Here is a 16,844-nt window from a genome sequence, read left to right on the forward strand (position 1 = left end):
GGCCCCCCGGCGCTGCCCCGGGGGGGGGGGGTGGGGGCGGGGTGTTGTCGGCCCCTCTTTCCCCCCCCGCCGGGGGGGGGGCGGGGGGGGGGGGGGGGCCCCCCCCCCCCCCCCCCGCCGCGCGCGCGGACATGGGGTAACGGCCAGGTACGGTCCCAGGATGAGCAGCTCCGACCTCTCTCTCCAGGACCTCGTCTCGACCGCCATTGAGGACACGGTGGCCACCGCCAGCCCGGCCGCTGGACACTGGCTGGTCGCAGAGCTGGAACAGCGAGGCCCCGAGGCCACGTGGGGCGGTGTCCAACTGCTGTTCGCCCCCTTGGCCGCCCGGCCCGCCTACGGGCTGCCACCCCACGAAGCCGCCGACCGGCTGCGCCACACCGCCAGGACCGCCCAGCCCGACGTCGCCCTGGTCCTGTCGATGCGGCTCGCCCACTGGGAGAAGGGCACCGAGGCCGTCGCCCAGTTGTGGCACGAAGCTCCCGCGGCGCTGCGCCGGCCCGCGTTCATGCACTGGCTCATCTGCTACTGCCTGGTCATCGGGCACGGGGGGATCCGGCTGAACGCGGCGGACACAGCCGTCCTCGTCCGGCGCGCGATCCCGCCACCGTCGGGTGCTGTCAGCTGAACCAGCGGTCCGCCGCTCATGGCAGGGTGGCGCCTCCACGGTCGCGGCAGGGCGCGCAAGTCCGACCGCGATGAGCTGGTCGGGCTGGTGGTTCGGACCGCAGGCATTTCCGAACGGCGGGCCGTCGCCGACCAAGCCCCGGCCGACACCCGCGTCGTCGACCTGACAACGTGGGAATCCGGACCGGCCGCTGGGTGATGCTCTGGAGCCGGGCCTTGCGGGCATCACAGCGCCGGCCTCGCGGCAGGTGTGCGAAGTGCCCGACTCGGGCCGCCGAATTTCCGGATCGTCGGACAGTCAACATATGTGGGCCATAGGGTGCCCGAAGGAGCGCACCGATGTCGGTGACCCGTCGCCAGCCCCGCTCGGCTGATCCGGCCCGGGGTGGCCAATACCGCTGTTCCCCCCGAGGAGCCTGTGGTGGCCTGGGCGATGGCGAACTGTCCAAGGTGGTCGAACCGGCCCAGTGCCCCGAAGTCGCGGGGAGGCGGTACGTCGGCGGCCACCCACCTCTGCCTACGCGGAAGGCGGACCCACTCCGTCCCGATCGGTTCGGGGACAGCAGCGGGAGCGGCCGTCCCCCCCCCACGCCATGAGAGCAGAGGTGCGGCATGTCGCCGCGTCATCCCAACCGTCCGTCCGGACCGTTTCCCTACCTCGACGAGCCCGAGTGGCGCGCCCGCTTCGTCCAAGCCGGCCTTGCCGACACCAGGTGCACCCTCGACGAAAGCGCGCTACAGCGCCTCGCCACCGAGGTCATCAACATCAAGCCCCTGATCACCACCACAGGCCGCGGCAGCGGCATGGTCGGCACCGGCCTCAAGGACCAGGCCGTCCAGAAGGTCGAGACCGAGTACGGCGTCCTCTACCAACTGGTGGCCAAGCAGCCCGGCCTCGCCGGAGCGATCAACCAGTTCAACATCCGGTTCAGCTTCGACGTCGCGGCCAGCTCCGCTGTGCCCACCCCGAAGGTCACCCCGGCCAAGGCCGAGGGCACCGAGCAGCCGGCCGTCATGGAGGCCGAGTTCGACTCGGAGAAGGCAATGCAGGACCACCTCACCTTCGTCGAGGGACGGCTGACCGCAGCGGAGACCGCGCGCAAGTACGACCTGAAGGAGGACCTGGCGGTCTCCGGCCAGTCCGAGCGGGCGACCTACCACCTGGTGCGCTACCGCGTCGGCGACCAGGTGTGGGACACCATCAGCGCCACGGCCGGGTCGAACCGGACCAGGCACCGGCACGACCTGTTCGGAATCCAGCCCGCCGTCGGTCTGCTCGGCCTCGCCCAGGCCGCGCTCGGCGGACCCGAAGGCCTGCGCTGGCGCAGCCCCGCCGACTGGCGCGACCGCTACACCGCCCAGCTCAACAAGCACTCCGAGCTCGATCCCGACGACATCGAGATCCCGACCGACGACCTGCGGGCGGCAGAAGAGGCCAGGGAGGCGCAGCGCTGGGCCCGGCGGGCCGCGGACGCACGGCAGGTCGCCGTCACCGACGCCGCGTTCGTGATCGGTTTCGTCCCGAAGGCGGCCGCCCGCCCGGACTTCGACGCGGCCCTGGCCTCGACCAACCTGCGCACCCACCTGCGCGGCCCCCTCGACTTCACCGACACCAACCAGGCGATGGCCGCGGCCCGCAAGCTGGTCGACCAGGCCTACAACGACGACGCGATCACCGACCTGCAGCACGCCGTGCTCACCGGCGCCGCACCCGCCGCCGAGCTGCACGAGAACCCCCGCGAAGCCGTGGCCGAGCTGGTCCGCCTGGTCGACCGGGTGGTCTACCCCAGCGAGAAGCGGGCGCTGCGCCGGACGACGAAGGTCCTCGTCGAGCCCTCGCCGTCCCTGCTGAGGGAGAAGCACGCGAAGACCCGGGGCGACATCCGCAGTGCGCTGCTCACCGTGGCGGTCGGCGGCGTCGCCCTGCCGTCCGCCGCCATGGACAATCCGGGCCGCACCGCCGTGCCGAAGGGCGTTATCACCACCGGGCTGTCCGTGGACGAGCTGATCGTCGCGGCGACCGGCTCCGCATCGAGCCTGGCCCGTACCGAGGCCCGCGCCGACCTGGGTCACCTGGCCGTGCCGGGGCTGGTCAACGGGAAGGTGTTCCTCGGACCGTACGGCTCCAGCGGCGACCGGCGCTCGGCTGCCGTCAAGCTCGGCATCGCAGCGCAGAGCGAGGACGGCGTCCTGCTGTTCGTCGAGGCGATCGAGGCGTTCGCGCGGGTGATCCAGCTGCGCGCGGGACGCGAGGTGGTGCCGCAGTCGGCCCCCGACGGCCGTGTCCGCCGTGTGGACGGCGGCGAGTTTGACGCCGAGAAGACGGCCGACTCGGACTGGTTCTGGGAGCGCTGGCAGGAGTTGAGCGGCGACGACACCCCCGGCGTCGACTCCGGCACCGTGTCCGAAGCGTCGCCCAGCGAGCAGTGGGCGGACCGCCTCCAGAAGACCCAGACCGTTGTGGACGCGGCCCGGGGCGCGGTGACCCCCCTGGTCGGTCACTTCGCGGCGATGGAGGCACTGGTCGGGCCGGACAGGGAGATGTCGACGGCGGAGCGGTACGGCTGGATGGAGCAGCTGGACGACCTCGGTGGGGACCTGAAGAAGGCCGTCGAGCACGTGCGGAACCTGCGGGACCGGACGACCGGGGCGACGGGCAACCGCGGAACCGCCGACGACTTCGCTTACGGAACGGAGGGCTCTCGGTGAGCACCGTCCTGCCGGGGCCGAGGTCATCCCTGGAGACGCCCGTGTCCGGTCCGCTCCTCCAGCGCGTTCACGTCCCGATGCTGGCCCGCGCCCTGGGCGGGTTCAGCGTCGGCACCCCGTTCTGGTCGCGTGCCGACCGCGTCACCGCGTTCTTCCCGGGCCTGTACCTCGTGACGGACGTCCGGGGGCGCATCGTCTGGCTGGGCAAGGCGGCCGGCGCCCTGGGTGTCACCGGGCGGATCGCCCAGCACCGGACCGAGCCGTGGAAGCGGCAGGTCTTCGACCGGGTCTTCGTCGCGGAGGCGGACGACCGGATCACCGGTCCCGCACTGGAGGCAGCGGAAGGCTGGGCCGCGGACGCCCTGAACCTGCGGAGCCGTATGCCGCACCGCACGTGGCCGCCCTCCGGTGCCTGGCCCGCCCTCGTGGGCGGGCACACGGTCTGACCGCCGGTGCGCGGGCCCGGGTAGCAGAGCCCGCGCACCAGGGGCTGCGCCGCGGCGGGTCAGCGCCCACTCTCGAAGGGCCCGAGCCCGAGCAACCGCGCGGTGGCCAGCCTGCTGTACCCGTCGAGTTCGTCGGGGTCGGGGCCCTGCGCGGCGACCACGACGCGCCCGCCTGCTACCCCCAGCGGCCGCGGACAGCCTCGGGCACGGGGTGCTCCTCGCGTCGCTGCAGCGCCTCTTGATCCAGCACTGCGGCCGCCTGCTCGGCCTGGTCGCGGAGCTCGGCCCAGCCCGCCGGCGGCGCGGGCTCGACCACCCGCTCCCCGTCCCAGACCGGCCCCGGCCTGTGCAGAGCCCCAAGTCGGACGGCCAGGTCCCGCTCCACCTCGCTGGTGGCCCGCACGAGCTCCCGATTCTCCGCGGTCCCGTTGCGGACGGAGGTGATGAGACAGTGGTCGAACAGGTGGATCAGCCGCACCTGCCACCAGCGGTAGTCCTGGTGGTCCTGGCTGAAGGGCGCCCGGGCCAGATCCCAGGCCGACAGCGCCCCGTGCTCGCCCAGCCGGGCCAACACATCCCGGTGCAGCGGGGTCAGCCTCGGCGCCTTGCGGGCCTTCCTGGCAGCGGGGACCTCCTCGACTCCGGCGCGGCGGCGCAGCAGGGCATGCATTCCGGTCAGGCATGCGGCCTGGTGGCGGACGCACCACCAGCCCTCGCGTCCGGGGGCGTCGACCAGTTCCAGCAGGCCCGGGCAGACGTCGCAGAGCCTCAGCACGATGGGCTCCCGCCCGTCTCCGCCGGACCCGTCCCGGTCGTCACCGGGCCACCACTGCTGCTCCACCGCGTCCTCGCGCCCGCACAGCGCGCACCCCGTCTCGTGGAAGGGCGACTGCGGCAGCGACCCGCGCAGATCGCGGACGACGGGCCACGCCCACACCTGCGCCGATCCCTGGTACTGGAGGTCATCGGTCCAGCCCAGGGACAGGCACTGCTCGCACAGCGCGACAGGGGAGGAAGCCAGAGCGGAGCCGCGTTGGGCGACCCGCGCTGACGGCGCCGCCCGGCCGCACCACGAGCAGCCCTCCGCGGGCGCCTCCGGCGGCCGCCGATAGGGCGCGCTCGGTACCGCAGGGACGGTGAGATTCCGCTCCTCGCGGAAGAGCACCGGCCCGTCGAGGCCCTCGGCCGGGCGGAACAGCCTGACGACCTTGCTGCGCCCGGTGAGCGCGAGCCGGGTGCGCCAGTGGCCGTATCCGGCCATGTCCCACACCCGCTCGCGCTCACCGCGGTCCCGGGCGGCATCGCGCAGGCGCTGCTCCGCCTTGCGCTGCTCGGCGGGGTCGTCCAGGCGCTGGCGCAGGTCCACGGCGAGATCGACGTGGAGCAGTTGCTCCTGGCCGTCTTCGGCGTACTTGCCGACCGCGCGGATCTCCTTGACCCACCACAGCGTCGCGTCGGGGGCGTCGTTGATCGTCTGGGCCGCCTTGACCACCTTCGCGACCAGCGCGTCGGCGTTCTTGCGGGTGGACGACTTGCGGCCGGAGGCGTGGGCCAGGCTCCGGCCGGCGGGGGTCAGCTTCCAGGTCCGGTGGTCGTGGTACTCGCAGTCGTCGGTGCGGCAGTTGTAGCAGTGCTGGGGTTCGTGGAGGTCTTCGGGAGCGGTCAGGTAGCCGGCTTCGACGGCGGTGGCCAGCAGTGCCAGGCTCCGGTCGCGGTCGAGGTGGACGGCGCGCTGAGCGTCGCGGACGCCGAGCCCGTACGGGTTGCCGCGCTTGAGCAGGTCGCGGATCTCCCGGGTGGCATAGCCCAGCAGAGGGGTGTCCAGGTCCACGACCCGCTCGCCTTCCTGCCGTCCGATGCCTCCGAGCGGCATCAGCGCCGGACCGCTGTCACCGTCTTCGCGGGCGTACAGGGCGGCCATCTCCGCGAGGAGGCCACTCATGTCCAGCCCGAACTCTTCGATGCCCTCCACACAATTCCCTTCCTGCTCCGCCCGCGACGCTAGGCGAGGAACGCTCACCACCGGGATCGACTCTCCGCCCGGTTCCTCCCGGCGGAGACGAACCAGTCTCGCGGGTCGTGCCGACTGGAGGTCACCGTGCGGTACGCGCGCCGCCGGTCTGCCGCGGACACCGTATCGGGGAATGCCGGCCAGGGCGGCGCGGTCAGGGCCTGGGGCGCCCGACCCAGGCCTGGTGCTGCGCCGCGACGAGTGATCCCTGGCGGCGGCGCCCTCTCAGCACACCGACCCGGGTCCGCCCCTCCACGACCTGCAGACCGGTGCCCGCCAGGGTGACCAGCCTGCGGTCGAGGAGGACCGGCGGGCGCTTCCAGGTCCCCAGTTCCGCCCATTGGCGCGCGACGCCCTCGTGGATGCCGAACTGCCGGACGGCGACCCAGTGGTCCGGGTCGGCGGCGTACTCCTCGATGCAGCCGTCGTCGGACGCTCCGGTCGGCATCTCGCTCAGCTCCGCAGCGGTGACGGCTTCGAGACTCCAGAGGATCCCGGCCAGGTCGATGTGCCCGTAGTCGCGCTGGAAGCTTCCGTTGTCGCCGTGGTCGTAGAGCCATTGCTCGACGACGTCGTCGGGCCACCGGAGTGGGGCGATCATGGGGTCGGCCAGGAAGTCACCGAGGCCGAGTCCGGCCCGACGGCGCACCATCAGGCCTTCGAGGTCACCGAGTTGCATGGCCTCACCGTAGGGCCTCCGCCCGCCCCTACGCTGACGGACCCGGCCCCGGCCTCGGCCTCGGCTGCCGACGCGCGGGGACGCCCCGGCCGGTCGCCGGTTCCGCAGAACAGCACGCACTGTTCCACATCGCCCACCTGCGGTAATGCGGCTTGCGGTCTTAATCGAACGTAGTATCGAATATGGGAGCCGGAGGGGAGCCGGGATCGACGACACGAAGGGGGACCGGACCGGACAGGAGGTGATGCAGGGTGCTCACGGCCCATCTGCACACCGCCTCGGGCTACTCGGTGCGCTACGGCGCGTCCCTGCCCGCCGCGCTCGCCGAGCGGGCCGCCGAGCGCGGCATCACCGAGCTGGCGCTGACCGACCGGGACACCGTCTCCGGCACCGTCCGGCACGCGAAGGCCTGCGCCGCCGCCGGGGTTCGGCCGCTGTTCGGCGCCGACCTGGCCGTCGCCCTGGTCGAGCAGCCCGACCGGCCCACCGAGAAGCGCCGCTCCCCGGCCAGGGGAGGCGCCTTCGTCGACGAGACGGCCCCGCGGATCACCCTGCTGGCCCGCGACCGCACCGGCTGGGCCAATCTGTGCACGCTGATCACCGCCGCCTGGGCGGTCCGGGCCGAGCGAGGCGGCGGCCAGCCCGTCGTCCCGCTGGAAGTCCTCGCCGCCCACACCGAAGGCCTCACCGCCCTGCTCGGCCCCGGATCCGAGCCCGTGCGCGCCCTCGCCGCCGGCCGCCCCGACCGCGCCACCGACCTCCTCACCCCGTGGCGGACCTGGTTCGGCCCCCACCTGCGCCTGGAAGCCGTCAACCACCGCCGCACCGGCACCGGACCCGGCTCGCTGCGCCTGGCCGCCCGCACCATCGGCCTCGCCGCCGACCTCGACCTCCTCCCGGTACTCACCAACGCCGCGCGCTACGCCGACCCCGGCCAGGGCCCCATCGCCGACGTTCTGGACTCCGCCCGCCTGCTGCGCCCCGTCCAGCGCGGCGCGGTGTGCAACGGCGAGCGGTGGCTGAAGAGCCCGGCCGACATGGCGGAACTCGCCGACGAGGTCGCGCAGGCCGCCGGCCAGGGACCCTCCGGCGCCCAGCGGCTGCTCGCGGTGACCGCCCGCACCGCGGCCGAGTGCCGGCTCGACCCCGCCTCCGACCTCGGGATCGGCCGGGTCCACTTCCCGGAGGAGGACCGGCTCGGCCTGGCCCCGGGGACCTCGGCGCGGGTGCTGCGCGAGCGCTGCGAGACGGAGATGGTCCGCCGCGGCTACGACCGGCGCCCCGACGCCGTCCAACGCCTGGCCGAGGAACTGGAGCTCGTCTCGGCGCTCGGCTGGCCGACCTTCTTCCTCACCGTCGCCGGGGTCGTCGCCGACATCAAGGAGATGGGCATCCGGGTCGCGGCGCGCGGCTCGGCGGCCGGCTCGCTGGTGGTGCACCTGCTCGGCATCGCGGTGGCGATGCCGCTCGACCACGACCTGATCATGGAGCGCTTTTTGTCCTACCGGCGCACCTCGCTGCCGGACATCGACGTCGATGTGGAGTCCGAACGCCGGATCGACTGCTACAGGGCGGTCCTGGAGCGGTTCGGGCCCGAGCGCGTCGCCACCGTGTCGATGCCCGAGACCTACCGGGTGCGCTGGGCGATCCGCGACGCGGGCCTCGCCATGGGCATCGACCCGGCCGAGGTCGACCGCCTCGCCAAATCCTTCCCGCACGTCCGGGCACGCGACGTCCGCACCGCGATGGCCGAGCTACCCGAGCTGCGCCACGTCGCCGAGCACGCCGATCGGTACGGGCGGCTGTGGGACCTGGTCGAGGGCCTGGACGCGCTTCCGCGGGGGATCGCGATGCACCCGTGCGGTGTCCTGCTGTCCGACCACACCCTGCTGGCCCGCACGCCGGTGATGCCCACCGCCGGCGAGCACCTCCCCATGAGCCAGTACGACAAAGAGGACGTCGAGGACCTCGGGCTCCTGAAGTTGGACATCCTGGGCGTGCGCATCCAGTCGGCGATGGCGTACGCCGTCGCCGAGATCGAGCGCACCACCGGCGAGAAGGTCGACCTGGACGACCGCGAGCAGGTCCCGCTCACCGACGAAGCCTCCTACCAACTCCTGTGTGAGGGCGAGTCGTTGGGCGTCTTCCAGGTCGAAAGCCCAGGTCAGAGGGACCTGTTGGGCAGATCCCAGCCCAAGTCCTTCCAGGACCTGGTCACCCAGATCGCGATGTTCCGGCCCGGCCCGCTGTCCGCCGACATGGTCAAGCCGTGGCTGGAGGTCCGCCGCGGCCGCCGTCCCCGCTACCCCCACCCCGACCTGATCCCCGTGCTTCAGTCCACCGGCGGCGTCCTCGTGTTCAACGAGCAGATCGCGAAGTGCTTCGCGATCTTGACCAGGTCGGACCTGGCGATGGGGGAGGAGGCCCGCCGAGCCCTCGGCAAGGCCGACCGCCTCCCCGCCCTGGAGGCCTGGTTCCGCACCCGCGCGGCCTCCGCCGGCTACGACCGCGCCGTCATCGACACCTGCTGGACCCAACTGCTCGGGATGGGGAACTACGGGTTCGCCGCAGCGCACGCGACCGCGTTCGCCCTGCCCGTCCTGCAGTCCGCCTGGCTCAAGACCCACCACGCGCCCGCGTTCTACGCCGGCCTGCTCCAGGCCGACCCCGGCATGTACCCGCTGCGCCTGGTCCTCGCCGACGCCCGTCGCCGCGGCGTCGCGATCCTGCCCGTCGACGTCGCCCGCTCCGCCGCCGGCTACACCACCGAGCTCGTCGACGGCGGCGAAGGCCTGCGCCTCGCCCTGGCATCGGTGAAGGGGACCACCGACGCCGAGGTCGAGCGCATCACCGCCGCCCGCCCGTTCACCGGGATCGAGGACTTCTGGGAGCGCGCCCGCCCGAGCCTGCCGACCGCGCAGCGCCTGGCCCGGATCGGCGCCCTCGACACCGTCACCGGCGGCGCCGGCCGCCGGGACCTGCTGCTGCTCCTGGACGAGCTGCACGCCCGCCAGCGCGCCGCCGCGACCACCGGCCAGCTCACCCTGCCCGCATCCGCGTCCGGACCCGACACCGTCACCGGCCTGCCGGAGATGACCTCCGCCGAGCAGCTGAACGCCGAGCTGGAGGTGACCGGCATGGACGCCTCCCGCCACCTCATGTCCGACCACCACGCGCTGCTCGCCGAGCTCGGCGTCACCCCCTCCACCGGGCTGCGCGACATCGAACCGGGGGAGACCGTACTGGTCGCGGGCGCCAAGGTGGCCTCCCAGACACCGCCGATGCGCTCCGGCCGCCGGACGATCTTCGTGACGCTCGACGACGGCGCCGGCGGGCAGCCGATCGACCTCACCTTCTTCGACGACACCCACGCCGCCGTCGCGCACACCCTGTTCCACAGCTGGCTGATCGTTGCCCGAGGCCAGCTCCAGCGACGCGGACGATCCCTCTCGATCATCGGCGCCCGGGCCTGGGACCTCACCGAGCTCGCCCGCGCCCGGACCGAAGGCGGCACCCGCGCGGTGCGCGACCTGCTCGCAGCCCCCACCCCCGAAGACGGCCAGGAGCCCCGCCGTCCCGGCCGGCCCGGAAGCGGCGGCGCCGGACGGCTCTGGCACGCCTCCAGCGGATCGGCGGGGTGAAGCACGATGACCACCGCAGCCACCGTCCTGCACCTGCGCCTGCACCGAGCGCCGTTCGAGACCTACCGTTCCCTGTTCACCGTCCTCGGCGACATCACCCCCGTCGTCCAGGCCCTGCCCCCCGACCGTGCACTCCTCCAGCTCTCCGGAGCCGTCCGATACTTCGGCCTCCCCCCGGCCGACCTCGCCGACCTCCTCCAGACCCGCCTGGCCGCCCGCTACGGCCTGGCCACCACGGGCGGCATCGGCCCCACCCGCCTGCTCGCCACCATCGCCGCAGACACCGCCACCCCCGGCACCGTCCACGTCCTGCCCGACGACCCCGAGCAGCAGCTCGACTTCCTCCACCGCCAGGACGCCCGCCGCCTGCCCGGCATCGGGCCCACCCTGGAGAAGAAATTGAGCCGCTACGGCATCAGCACCATCGGCGACCTCGCCGCCCTGCCACCGGCCACCGTGCAGCGCATCGCCGGCGCCACCACCGCCCGCCTGCTCCTCGAACGCGCACAAGGCACCGACCGGCGCACCGTCACACCCTCCGGCCCGCCCCAGACCATCGCCTCCACCACCCGCTTCGACCACGACGTCCTCAACCCCGACGAAGTCCGCCGCGCGCTCCTCCACCTCGCCACCGACCTCGGCGCCCGGCTCCGGGCCGCCGGCCAAAGCGCCCGAGCCGTCGAGCTCCAGGTCACCTTCGCCGACCGCTCCCACACCACCCGCTCCCGGGTCATGCCCGAGGCGACCGGCCACAGCCCAGCCCTGCGCGACGCCCTCTACGCCCTGCACTCCCGGCTCGGCCTCCAGCGGGCCCGGGTCCGTGCCGTCACCGCCCGCGCCGGCGACCTCCGCGAGCAGGCCACCGCAGCGGTCCAGCTGACCTTCGACCGCCCCACCGAGAGCGCCCGGGCCCTGGAGCCGGTCATCGACCGCGCCACCGCCCGCTTCGGCCGCGGCGCCATCGCCCCGGCCGCGCTCGCCACCGCCGCCTCCCGCCGGGCCATCGGCGCAGGTGGCCAGGGCAGTGGAGGTCACGGAAAGTTCGTAGACCACCGCCCCAGGCGGGCGTAAAGTGCCAGTCCACCAAGATCCCCGAGGAGAGGACACCGCCGTGCCGGAGGACACCGCCCCCGCCCGCGCCGGCCGCCCGCCCGGCACCCGGATCGGCACCGACGGCCTCACCGACCGCCAGCGCCAGGTCGTGACGGCCATCCGAGACATCACCCAGGCCCGCGGCTACCCGCCCTCGATGAGGGAGATCGGCAGGGCGGTGGGACTCAGCTCGACCTCCTCCGTCTCCCACGTCATCCAGCGCCTTGAGTCCATGCACGTCGTCCGACGCGACCCCCACCGCCCCCGCGCCTACGCGCTGACGAACCCACACGCCGGCGAGCCGCCCACGTTCCAGACCGACGGGCAGCCGCCCACCTCGTACGTCCCCCTGGTCGGCCGCATCGCCGCCGGCGGCCCGATCCTCGCCGAGCAGACCGTCGAGGACGTCTTCCCCCTGCCCCGCCGACTCGTCGGCGACGGGGAGCTCTTCGCGCTCACCGTCAGGGGCGACTCCATGATCGAGGCCGGAATCTGCGACGGCGACTGGGTCACCGTCCGCCGCCAACCGACCGCCGAGAACGGCCAGATCGTGGCCGCCATGATCGACGGCGAGGCCACGGTCAAGCGCCTGCGCCACCGCGACGGCACCGCCTGGCTGATGCCGGCCAACCCGGCCTACGAGCCTCTGTCGGCTGCTCAGGCGACCATCCTCGGACGGGTCGTCGCCGTACTCCGCAGCCTGTAACGAGTCCGATCCGAGGATTCGATGCATTCTTCACGGCAGGCTTTGCCATGACACGTCAGGTGTCACCCGCAAGCTTACGCGCCGAGAGACGATCATCCGATGATCAGCCCTCCACCTCCACGCCAACCTGCAACCATGACCTCCTCGGCCACACAACCGAAACAGAAAACAAATAGAACCGGTCATGATAAACCCCTAGAGGAGACCGTGAGCGAGAATATCAAAGCTGCAATAAACGACATTTCAGCGGGAAATAACCTCACCGCCTCGATCAGATCGTTTACATTGAGCCCAGCACCGCACGGGGGAGGGCCCAGTGCCACAGGACCGCGACGACTGGCGAGACGCGGCCGCCTGCCGCACCACCGATCCGGACGAGATGTTCGTCGACCACCCGGCACAGAGCCGCGCCAAGATCACCTGCACCGGCTGCCCGGTCCGGACCGAGTGCCTGGCCCACGCCCTGGACAACCGGATCGAGTTCGGCGTCTGGGGCGGCATGACCGAGAGGGAACGGCGCGCCCTGCTGCGGCGCCGCCCGACCGTCGGCTCGTGGCGCGACCTCCTGGAGGCCGCCCGGACGCGGCACGACCGCGGGTCCAGGGAACAGGACCAGCCGGCCGCCTGAACCCAGCGGCGTGGTCAGTCCCGCAGGCCACGCCAGACCGGCTGCCGCAGACGCCCGGCAGGGGTGAGCTCCAGGAACCGCACCTCGGCACGGAGACGGGGAACGACGAACCGGACCTCGATGCCAGCCGACACGCCCGGCCCTCCGGAGACGCCGGCGAACGGGCTGCGCGGCGCGGCGAGCCGGTGCAACGCGGCACCCAGGCCGCGCCGCTCGGCGTCCGCGAAGCCCGTCCCGACCGCGCCCACGAACAGCAGCTGGCCGCCCTCGTCCTCGGGCACGCCGACCAGGACCGCGCGCACCGACTTCCCGCTGCGCCCGCCGGGGACCCAGCCGCCGATCACGACATCGGCCACCTGGAGGTGCTTGTGCTTCACCCAGTCCCGGGAGCGGGTACCGGCCCGGTACGGCGAGCCGGCTCGTTTCGCGATGACGCCTTCGAGCTGCTGGTCGCGGGTCCAGGCGAAGGCCTCGGCCACCGACGTCCAGGCCGGTGGGACCCGAACCTGCGGGCGGTCCAGGGTGAGGCTCTCCAGGAGGCTGCGGCGCTCTTCGTAGGGCACGGCGAACAGCGCCTGGTCGGTGTGCAGCAAGTCGAAGACCACGAGCACGGCCGGAGCCGCGGAGACTCCGGCCCACACCGACGCCGGCCGCGAGCGGTGGATCCTGCTCTGGAGCCCGTGGAAGCTCGGGCGACCGTCCCGGATCACGACCAGCTCGCCGTCCAGCAGAAGCGGAACAGGGATGCCCGCAAGGGCCTCGGCGACCTCAGGGAATCGGTTGGTGAAGTCCGTCCCGTGGCGGCCGACCAGGCGCACCTCGGCGCCTTCCCTGTAGGCAAGGCAACGGGCCCCGTCCCACTTGACCTCCGCCCACCAGTTGGTGTCAGTCGGCATCGGTCCAGCCGTCGCCAGCATGGGTTCGATGTGCGGCAGCCGCCCAGACAAGATCTGCCTCGAAATGGCCATACCTCAAGGATCTGTCGGAACCCTTTGACATTGATGTCGCAACTTCACGACATTTTGACCCCCCATGTACCCCCTGGGGGAACACGCGGTGATCGGATCGGAGGAGTTGTGGGCTTCAGAGGCCGGTCGCCGGCGAGGCCTTCATACCGCTGAGGCTGAGCGAGGGCGGCGCGCTCTACTTCGGGTCGGGTTGCTCCCTACGCAGGCTCTGCGTGCGCCAGGAGGGCGCGTTGTTGGGATCGGTCAGTCTTCTCGCCTACCGCGCAAGGAGCGAGGGTGCGTGGGTCGATGGCCTCGCCAGGGGCGCCAACACGGTACTGGCCATCGGGTTCTTGGTCTCGGTCGTGAGGGAGAAGATAGAAGATCCGGCGGCGGTACAAGCCGGTGTCGGGATCGCGATCCGCGTCCTCGCCAAGGTCGGCCCAGCCGACCAAGCGCCCAGCACGGCCGTAGCGCGGCTGGCCAGCACGGCGCCGGTCCTTGGTGACCGCCTGACGCACGTAGTCGAGCAGATCCCAGTCCTCCAACCAGCGCAGCCTGACCTCAGCGGTCAGCGCTTCGGCGTTGATCAGCGAGCTCATCCTCGCTACCTCTCATCCTGATTCTTGATGCGCAAGCTGGTTCGAACAGGTCCGCTGCAACGTGCACCTCTCACCCGCGTTCCGAGGGCGTGCCCATATCGTAGGACGCACCTGCGCGCGGCCCGGAGTCGAGCAGCCGTCCGAATGTACGGCTTCCCCCAGGGCGCCCCGCCTACTCGTCGTCGTGAAGCAGCGCCAGACCCGGGTAGTAGCGCCGACCGTTGGAGCGGGGCATCGCATCGGGGGAGGGGATGTTGAGCTCGGTGCGGATCCGCCCTGCGAACGCGCGGGCGGTGGAGATACGGACTCCCTCCTCACCAGCGCACCAGTCACGGTAGGCAGCGTAGAGGGAGCCCTGCTCCACCTTTATGGCCTCGCCGCCCTGGCTGCAGCACTCGCGCAGGAAGCGACCGATGTGGTCCTCCGTGCTCTGGTAGGCCTGGGTGGCCAGCCGCACGCTCGCGGGCCCGTCGAGGGGGTCGCGGGTGGCGAGGTAGGTGATGGCACCGTCAACCATCCACTGAAGGATCCCGGGGCCCTCCTCCTGGACCAGCAACTCTGCCAGGTTGTCGATCTTCCGCTCCGGGGGGACGACCCTGGTGAACGGGACCAGCCGGATGCGCCGCCAGAAGGCGAACCCACCCGTCGACACCTCCGGCTTGTGGTTCCCGAGAAGCCACAGCTTGTGCGTGGGGGTGAACGTGAAGAAGTCCTGGCGCATCCGGCGGGCCTTGATGGTGTCCCCGCCGGTCAGGTACTTGACCCTGGCTTCGTCCCACTTGTCATCGGGCTTGAGTTCACTGCACACAAAGATCCGCCGGCCGTGCAGGTCGGCGAGCTCGGTGGAGTGTTCCTCGAACTTCCGGTCCATCAGGAAGCCCGGTGGGGCCGCGTCAGCGTAGTCGCCCAGCAACTGCTGGGCGACATCGAGAAGGACGGACTTGCCGTTGGCCCCGGGCCCGTACAGGAATGGCAGGATCTGGGCGCCGACGTCGCCCGTGATGCTGTATCCGAGCAGAAGCTGCAGGAACTTGACCATCTTCGCGGCATCGTCGTTACCGCCGAAGGTATCTGCCAGAAACCGACCCCATCGGGGAGTGGGCATCGGGGCCGGCGTGACGCTGGTCGAGCGCGAGTGGAGGTCCTTTGCCGGATCCGGGGCATGGATGAGACCGGTCCTTAGGTCGACCACACCGCCAGGGGTGCACAACGCGTACGGGTCACCGTCGAGCATGTCGGGCTCCAGGCTGAGCTCCTCGGTTGCGGTGGCCTGGACCAGGAACGCCTTGATACCGGGGGTCGACATGCTGCGGGTGCGGTGCTTGCGCAGCGCCCTGGTGGGGAATTGACCAGTGGGGTCGTTCTCGGGAATTCGCTGCGCCATACGCCCGGCGGCCCGGATGACGGCCTTCTCCCCACCGGTGCGCTTCCAACGGTAGTCCTGCCACACGTACCAGCCGATGCCCTCCACGTGCCGGAAGGCGTTGGCGTGGGTGCGTGCGAACAACTCGGCGTTGCCGAGGTCGGAGAGGGACTCGGGCAGGAGCAGTGGTGAACCTGGCTGGGTGCTGGTGCGCTGCTGGGCACGCAGCGGTAGTGGCTCTGTCCGCATTTCGGCGGGGTGCTGGGCTCCGTCCAGCTCCAGGCCGAAGGCCAGCATCTCCTGGGCGGCGGCGTTCGGCACTGAAAGAGTTCCTGTCGGGATTGTTGGGGATAGGCGGGTGCTACTCGGGGTGGTCAGTGACTTCAGGGGAAGCTGGACTGAGGGTCTGCCAGTGACTGAAGTGACTGAACCTGCGGGTGACGGCGCTGAGCATAGCGATCGACCCGAAGTTAGAGGCGTAAGTGCGCGTCGTGTCGCCAATACCCCTCAACTCGGTCACTTCAGTCCCTCCTAGTTGTCCGATATAGCCCGTTAGTCCCGAAGTGACAGTGACTCAAGTGACGGGACCAGCGGCACTCTACTCCTAGGTCGTTATCACTTGAGCGTCACCACTACCGACATCCGTGTCACCCTGTCCCCTCCCTCACCGCCCCAGGCCCTCGACAGTGACTGAAGGGGCTCAGAACACGACCATGTCGGTCAGGCTTCGCTGAGGATTGAATCAGGAGAGATCCGCCTATCCCCTTCCGCCAGGGGCTCCGTGACGGAACGGTGCCTTCAGTCACTGGGCTCTAGTCACTCGCAAAAGCCCAGGTCAGAACCATATTGCCCCGCTGCAAGTGACTGAAGTGACCGAGTCGGGAGGTTGCCAGCCTTAGTGCGCGCGCGTGTATGCACGCGCCTACGCGTGCCTCTGAGGTACGCATGCACGGCATAACTACGAAAGTCAGTCACTTCAGTCACTGTCGGACACTCCGAGGCCCTTCTGACCTGCGGCTTTATTGCAGTGACTGAAGTTTCCGCCCATCCAGCTCAATCACCTTGGACGGCTTCAGTCACTGGTAACAGCGGTCCCGGGGTGGGGTCCCGTATGGACTGCAGGGTGTCTTGCAGGTGGCCCCCACGGGGTTAAGGCCGGCTGGGTGGCTGGCGGCCCGGCTGTTGGCTGGGTGGTGGTGGTTCGGGGTGGCCCGGCTTTCGGCGGGGCGGTCGGTGGCCGGGCGGGGGTTGGTCGGGGGTGTGGGTGTTCGGGGTGTTTCCTCGGCGGGTTCTCAGGGGGGTTTGCCGGGGGTGGTTGCGGGCCATCGGCCCGGGGTGATTCCGTGGTGGTTCTGGGAATCGCTCGGTGGGTTTATCCCGCCGGTCGGTGTCC

At 71.4% G+C, this 16,844-nt stretch carries 11 protein-coding genes and 1 pseudogene; 7 read left to right on the forward strand and 5 right to left on the reverse strand.

Going from position 1 to position 16,844, the window contains the following annotated elements; genetic code table 11:
* Positions 1-160: 160 nt before the first annotated feature.
* The 3 genes from ABZY91_RS37785 to ABZY91_RS37795 all read left to right on the forward strand — a co-directional run bounded on the left by ABZY91_RS37785 (position 161) and on the right by ABZY91_RS37795 (position 3,782).
* On the forward strand, positions 161-628 hold the full coding sequence (locus tag ABZY91_RS37785; protein ID WP_355408266.1) for a hypothetical protein: 468 nt from the start codon (positions 161-163) through the stop codon (positions 626-628).
* A gap of 611 nt (positions 629-1,239) precedes the next feature.
* Complete coding sequence (locus ABZY91_RS37790; protein WP_355408268.1) at positions 1,240-3,336, forward strand: hypothetical protein; 2,097 nt, start codon at positions 1,240-1,242, stop codon at positions 3,334-3,336.
* 41 nt (positions 3,337-3,377) lie between these two features.
* On the forward strand, positions 3,378-3,782 hold the full coding sequence (locus ABZY91_RS37795; RefSeq protein ID WP_355408270.1) for a hypothetical protein: 405 nt from the start codon (positions 3,378-3,380) through the stop codon (positions 3,780-3,782).
* Positions 3,783-3,957: 175 nt separating this feature from the next.
* On the opposite strand, the gene ABZY91_RS37800 is transcribed toward ABZY91_RS37795, so the two are convergent.
* Both ABZY91_RS37800 and ABZY91_RS37805 read right to left on the reverse strand, forming a co-directional pair.
* Entirely contained in the window at positions 3,958-5,754 is a 1,797-nt protein-coding gene (locus ABZY91_RS37800) for a hypothetical protein (protein ID WP_355408272.1), read from the reverse strand.
* Between the two features lie 193 nt (positions 5,755-5,947).
* On the reverse strand, positions 5,948-6,472 hold the full coding sequence (locus ABZY91_RS37805) for a hypothetical protein (protein ID WP_355408274.1): 525 nt from the start codon (positions 6,470-6,472) through the stop codon (positions 5,948-5,950).
* Positions 6,473-6,723: 251 nt separating this feature from the next.
* On the opposite strand from ABZY91_RS37805, the gene dnaE reads away from it, so the two are divergent.
* From dnaE to ABZY91_RS37825, 4 genes and pseudogenes are all read left to right on the forward strand, one after another.
* A complete protein-coding gene (gene dnaE / locus ABZY91_RS37810) occupies positions 6,724-10,113 on the forward strand; it encodes a DNA polymerase III subunit alpha (RefSeq protein WP_355408276.1) in 3,390 nt (1,129 codons plus the stop codon).
* 6 nt (positions 10,114-10,119) lie between these two features.
* Entirely contained in the window at positions 10,120-11,184 is a 1,065-nt protein-coding gene (locus ABZY91_RS37815) for a helix-hairpin-helix domain-containing protein (protein ID WP_355408278.1), read from the forward strand.
* A 58-nt stretch (positions 11,185-11,242) separates the two neighbouring features.
* A pseudogene (lexA, locus tag ABZY91_RS37820) lies at positions 11,243-11,911 on the forward strand (transcriptional repressor LexA); the annotation flags it as partial.
* A 316-nt stretch (positions 11,912-12,227) separates the two neighbouring features.
* Complete coding sequence (locus tag ABZY91_RS37825) at positions 12,228-12,539, forward strand: WhiB family transcriptional regulator (RefSeq protein ID WP_355408280.1); 312 nt, start codon at positions 12,228-12,230, stop codon at positions 12,537-12,539.
* Positions 12,540-12,553: 14 nt separating this feature from the next.
* On the opposite strand, the gene ligD is transcribed toward ABZY91_RS37825, so the two are convergent.
* The 3 genes from ligD to ABZY91_RS37840 form a co-directional block, all read right to left on the reverse strand.
* The gene (ligD, locus tag ABZY91_RS37830) at positions 12,554-13,435 is read right to left on the reverse strand and encodes a non-homologous end-joining DNA ligase (RefSeq protein ID WP_355408282.1); all 882 of its coding nucleotides are present in this window, start codon (positions 13,433-13,435) and stop codon (positions 12,554-12,556) included.
* A 269-nt stretch (positions 13,436-13,704) separates the two neighbouring features.
* Positions 13,705-14,088 carry a DUF6009 family protein gene (locus ABZY91_RS37835; protein WP_355408284.1) on the reverse strand — a complete coding sequence of 128 codons (384 nt, stop codon included), beginning with the start codon at positions 14,086-14,088 and terminating at the stop codon, positions 13,705-13,707.
* Between the two features lie 172 nt (positions 14,089-14,260).
* Positions 14,261-15,748: a phage/plasmid primase, P4 family gene (locus tag ABZY91_RS37840; protein ID WP_355408286.1), complete on the reverse strand. Its 1,488-nt coding sequence runs from the start codon at positions 15,746-15,748 to the stop codon at positions 14,261-14,263.
* Positions 15,749-16,844 lie beyond the last annotated feature (1,096 nt).

This window comes from Kitasatospora sp. NPDC002965 (assembly GCF_040611255.1).
Classification (GTDB): Bacteria; Actinomycetota; Actinomycetes; order Streptomycetales; family Streptomycetaceae; genus Kitasatospora.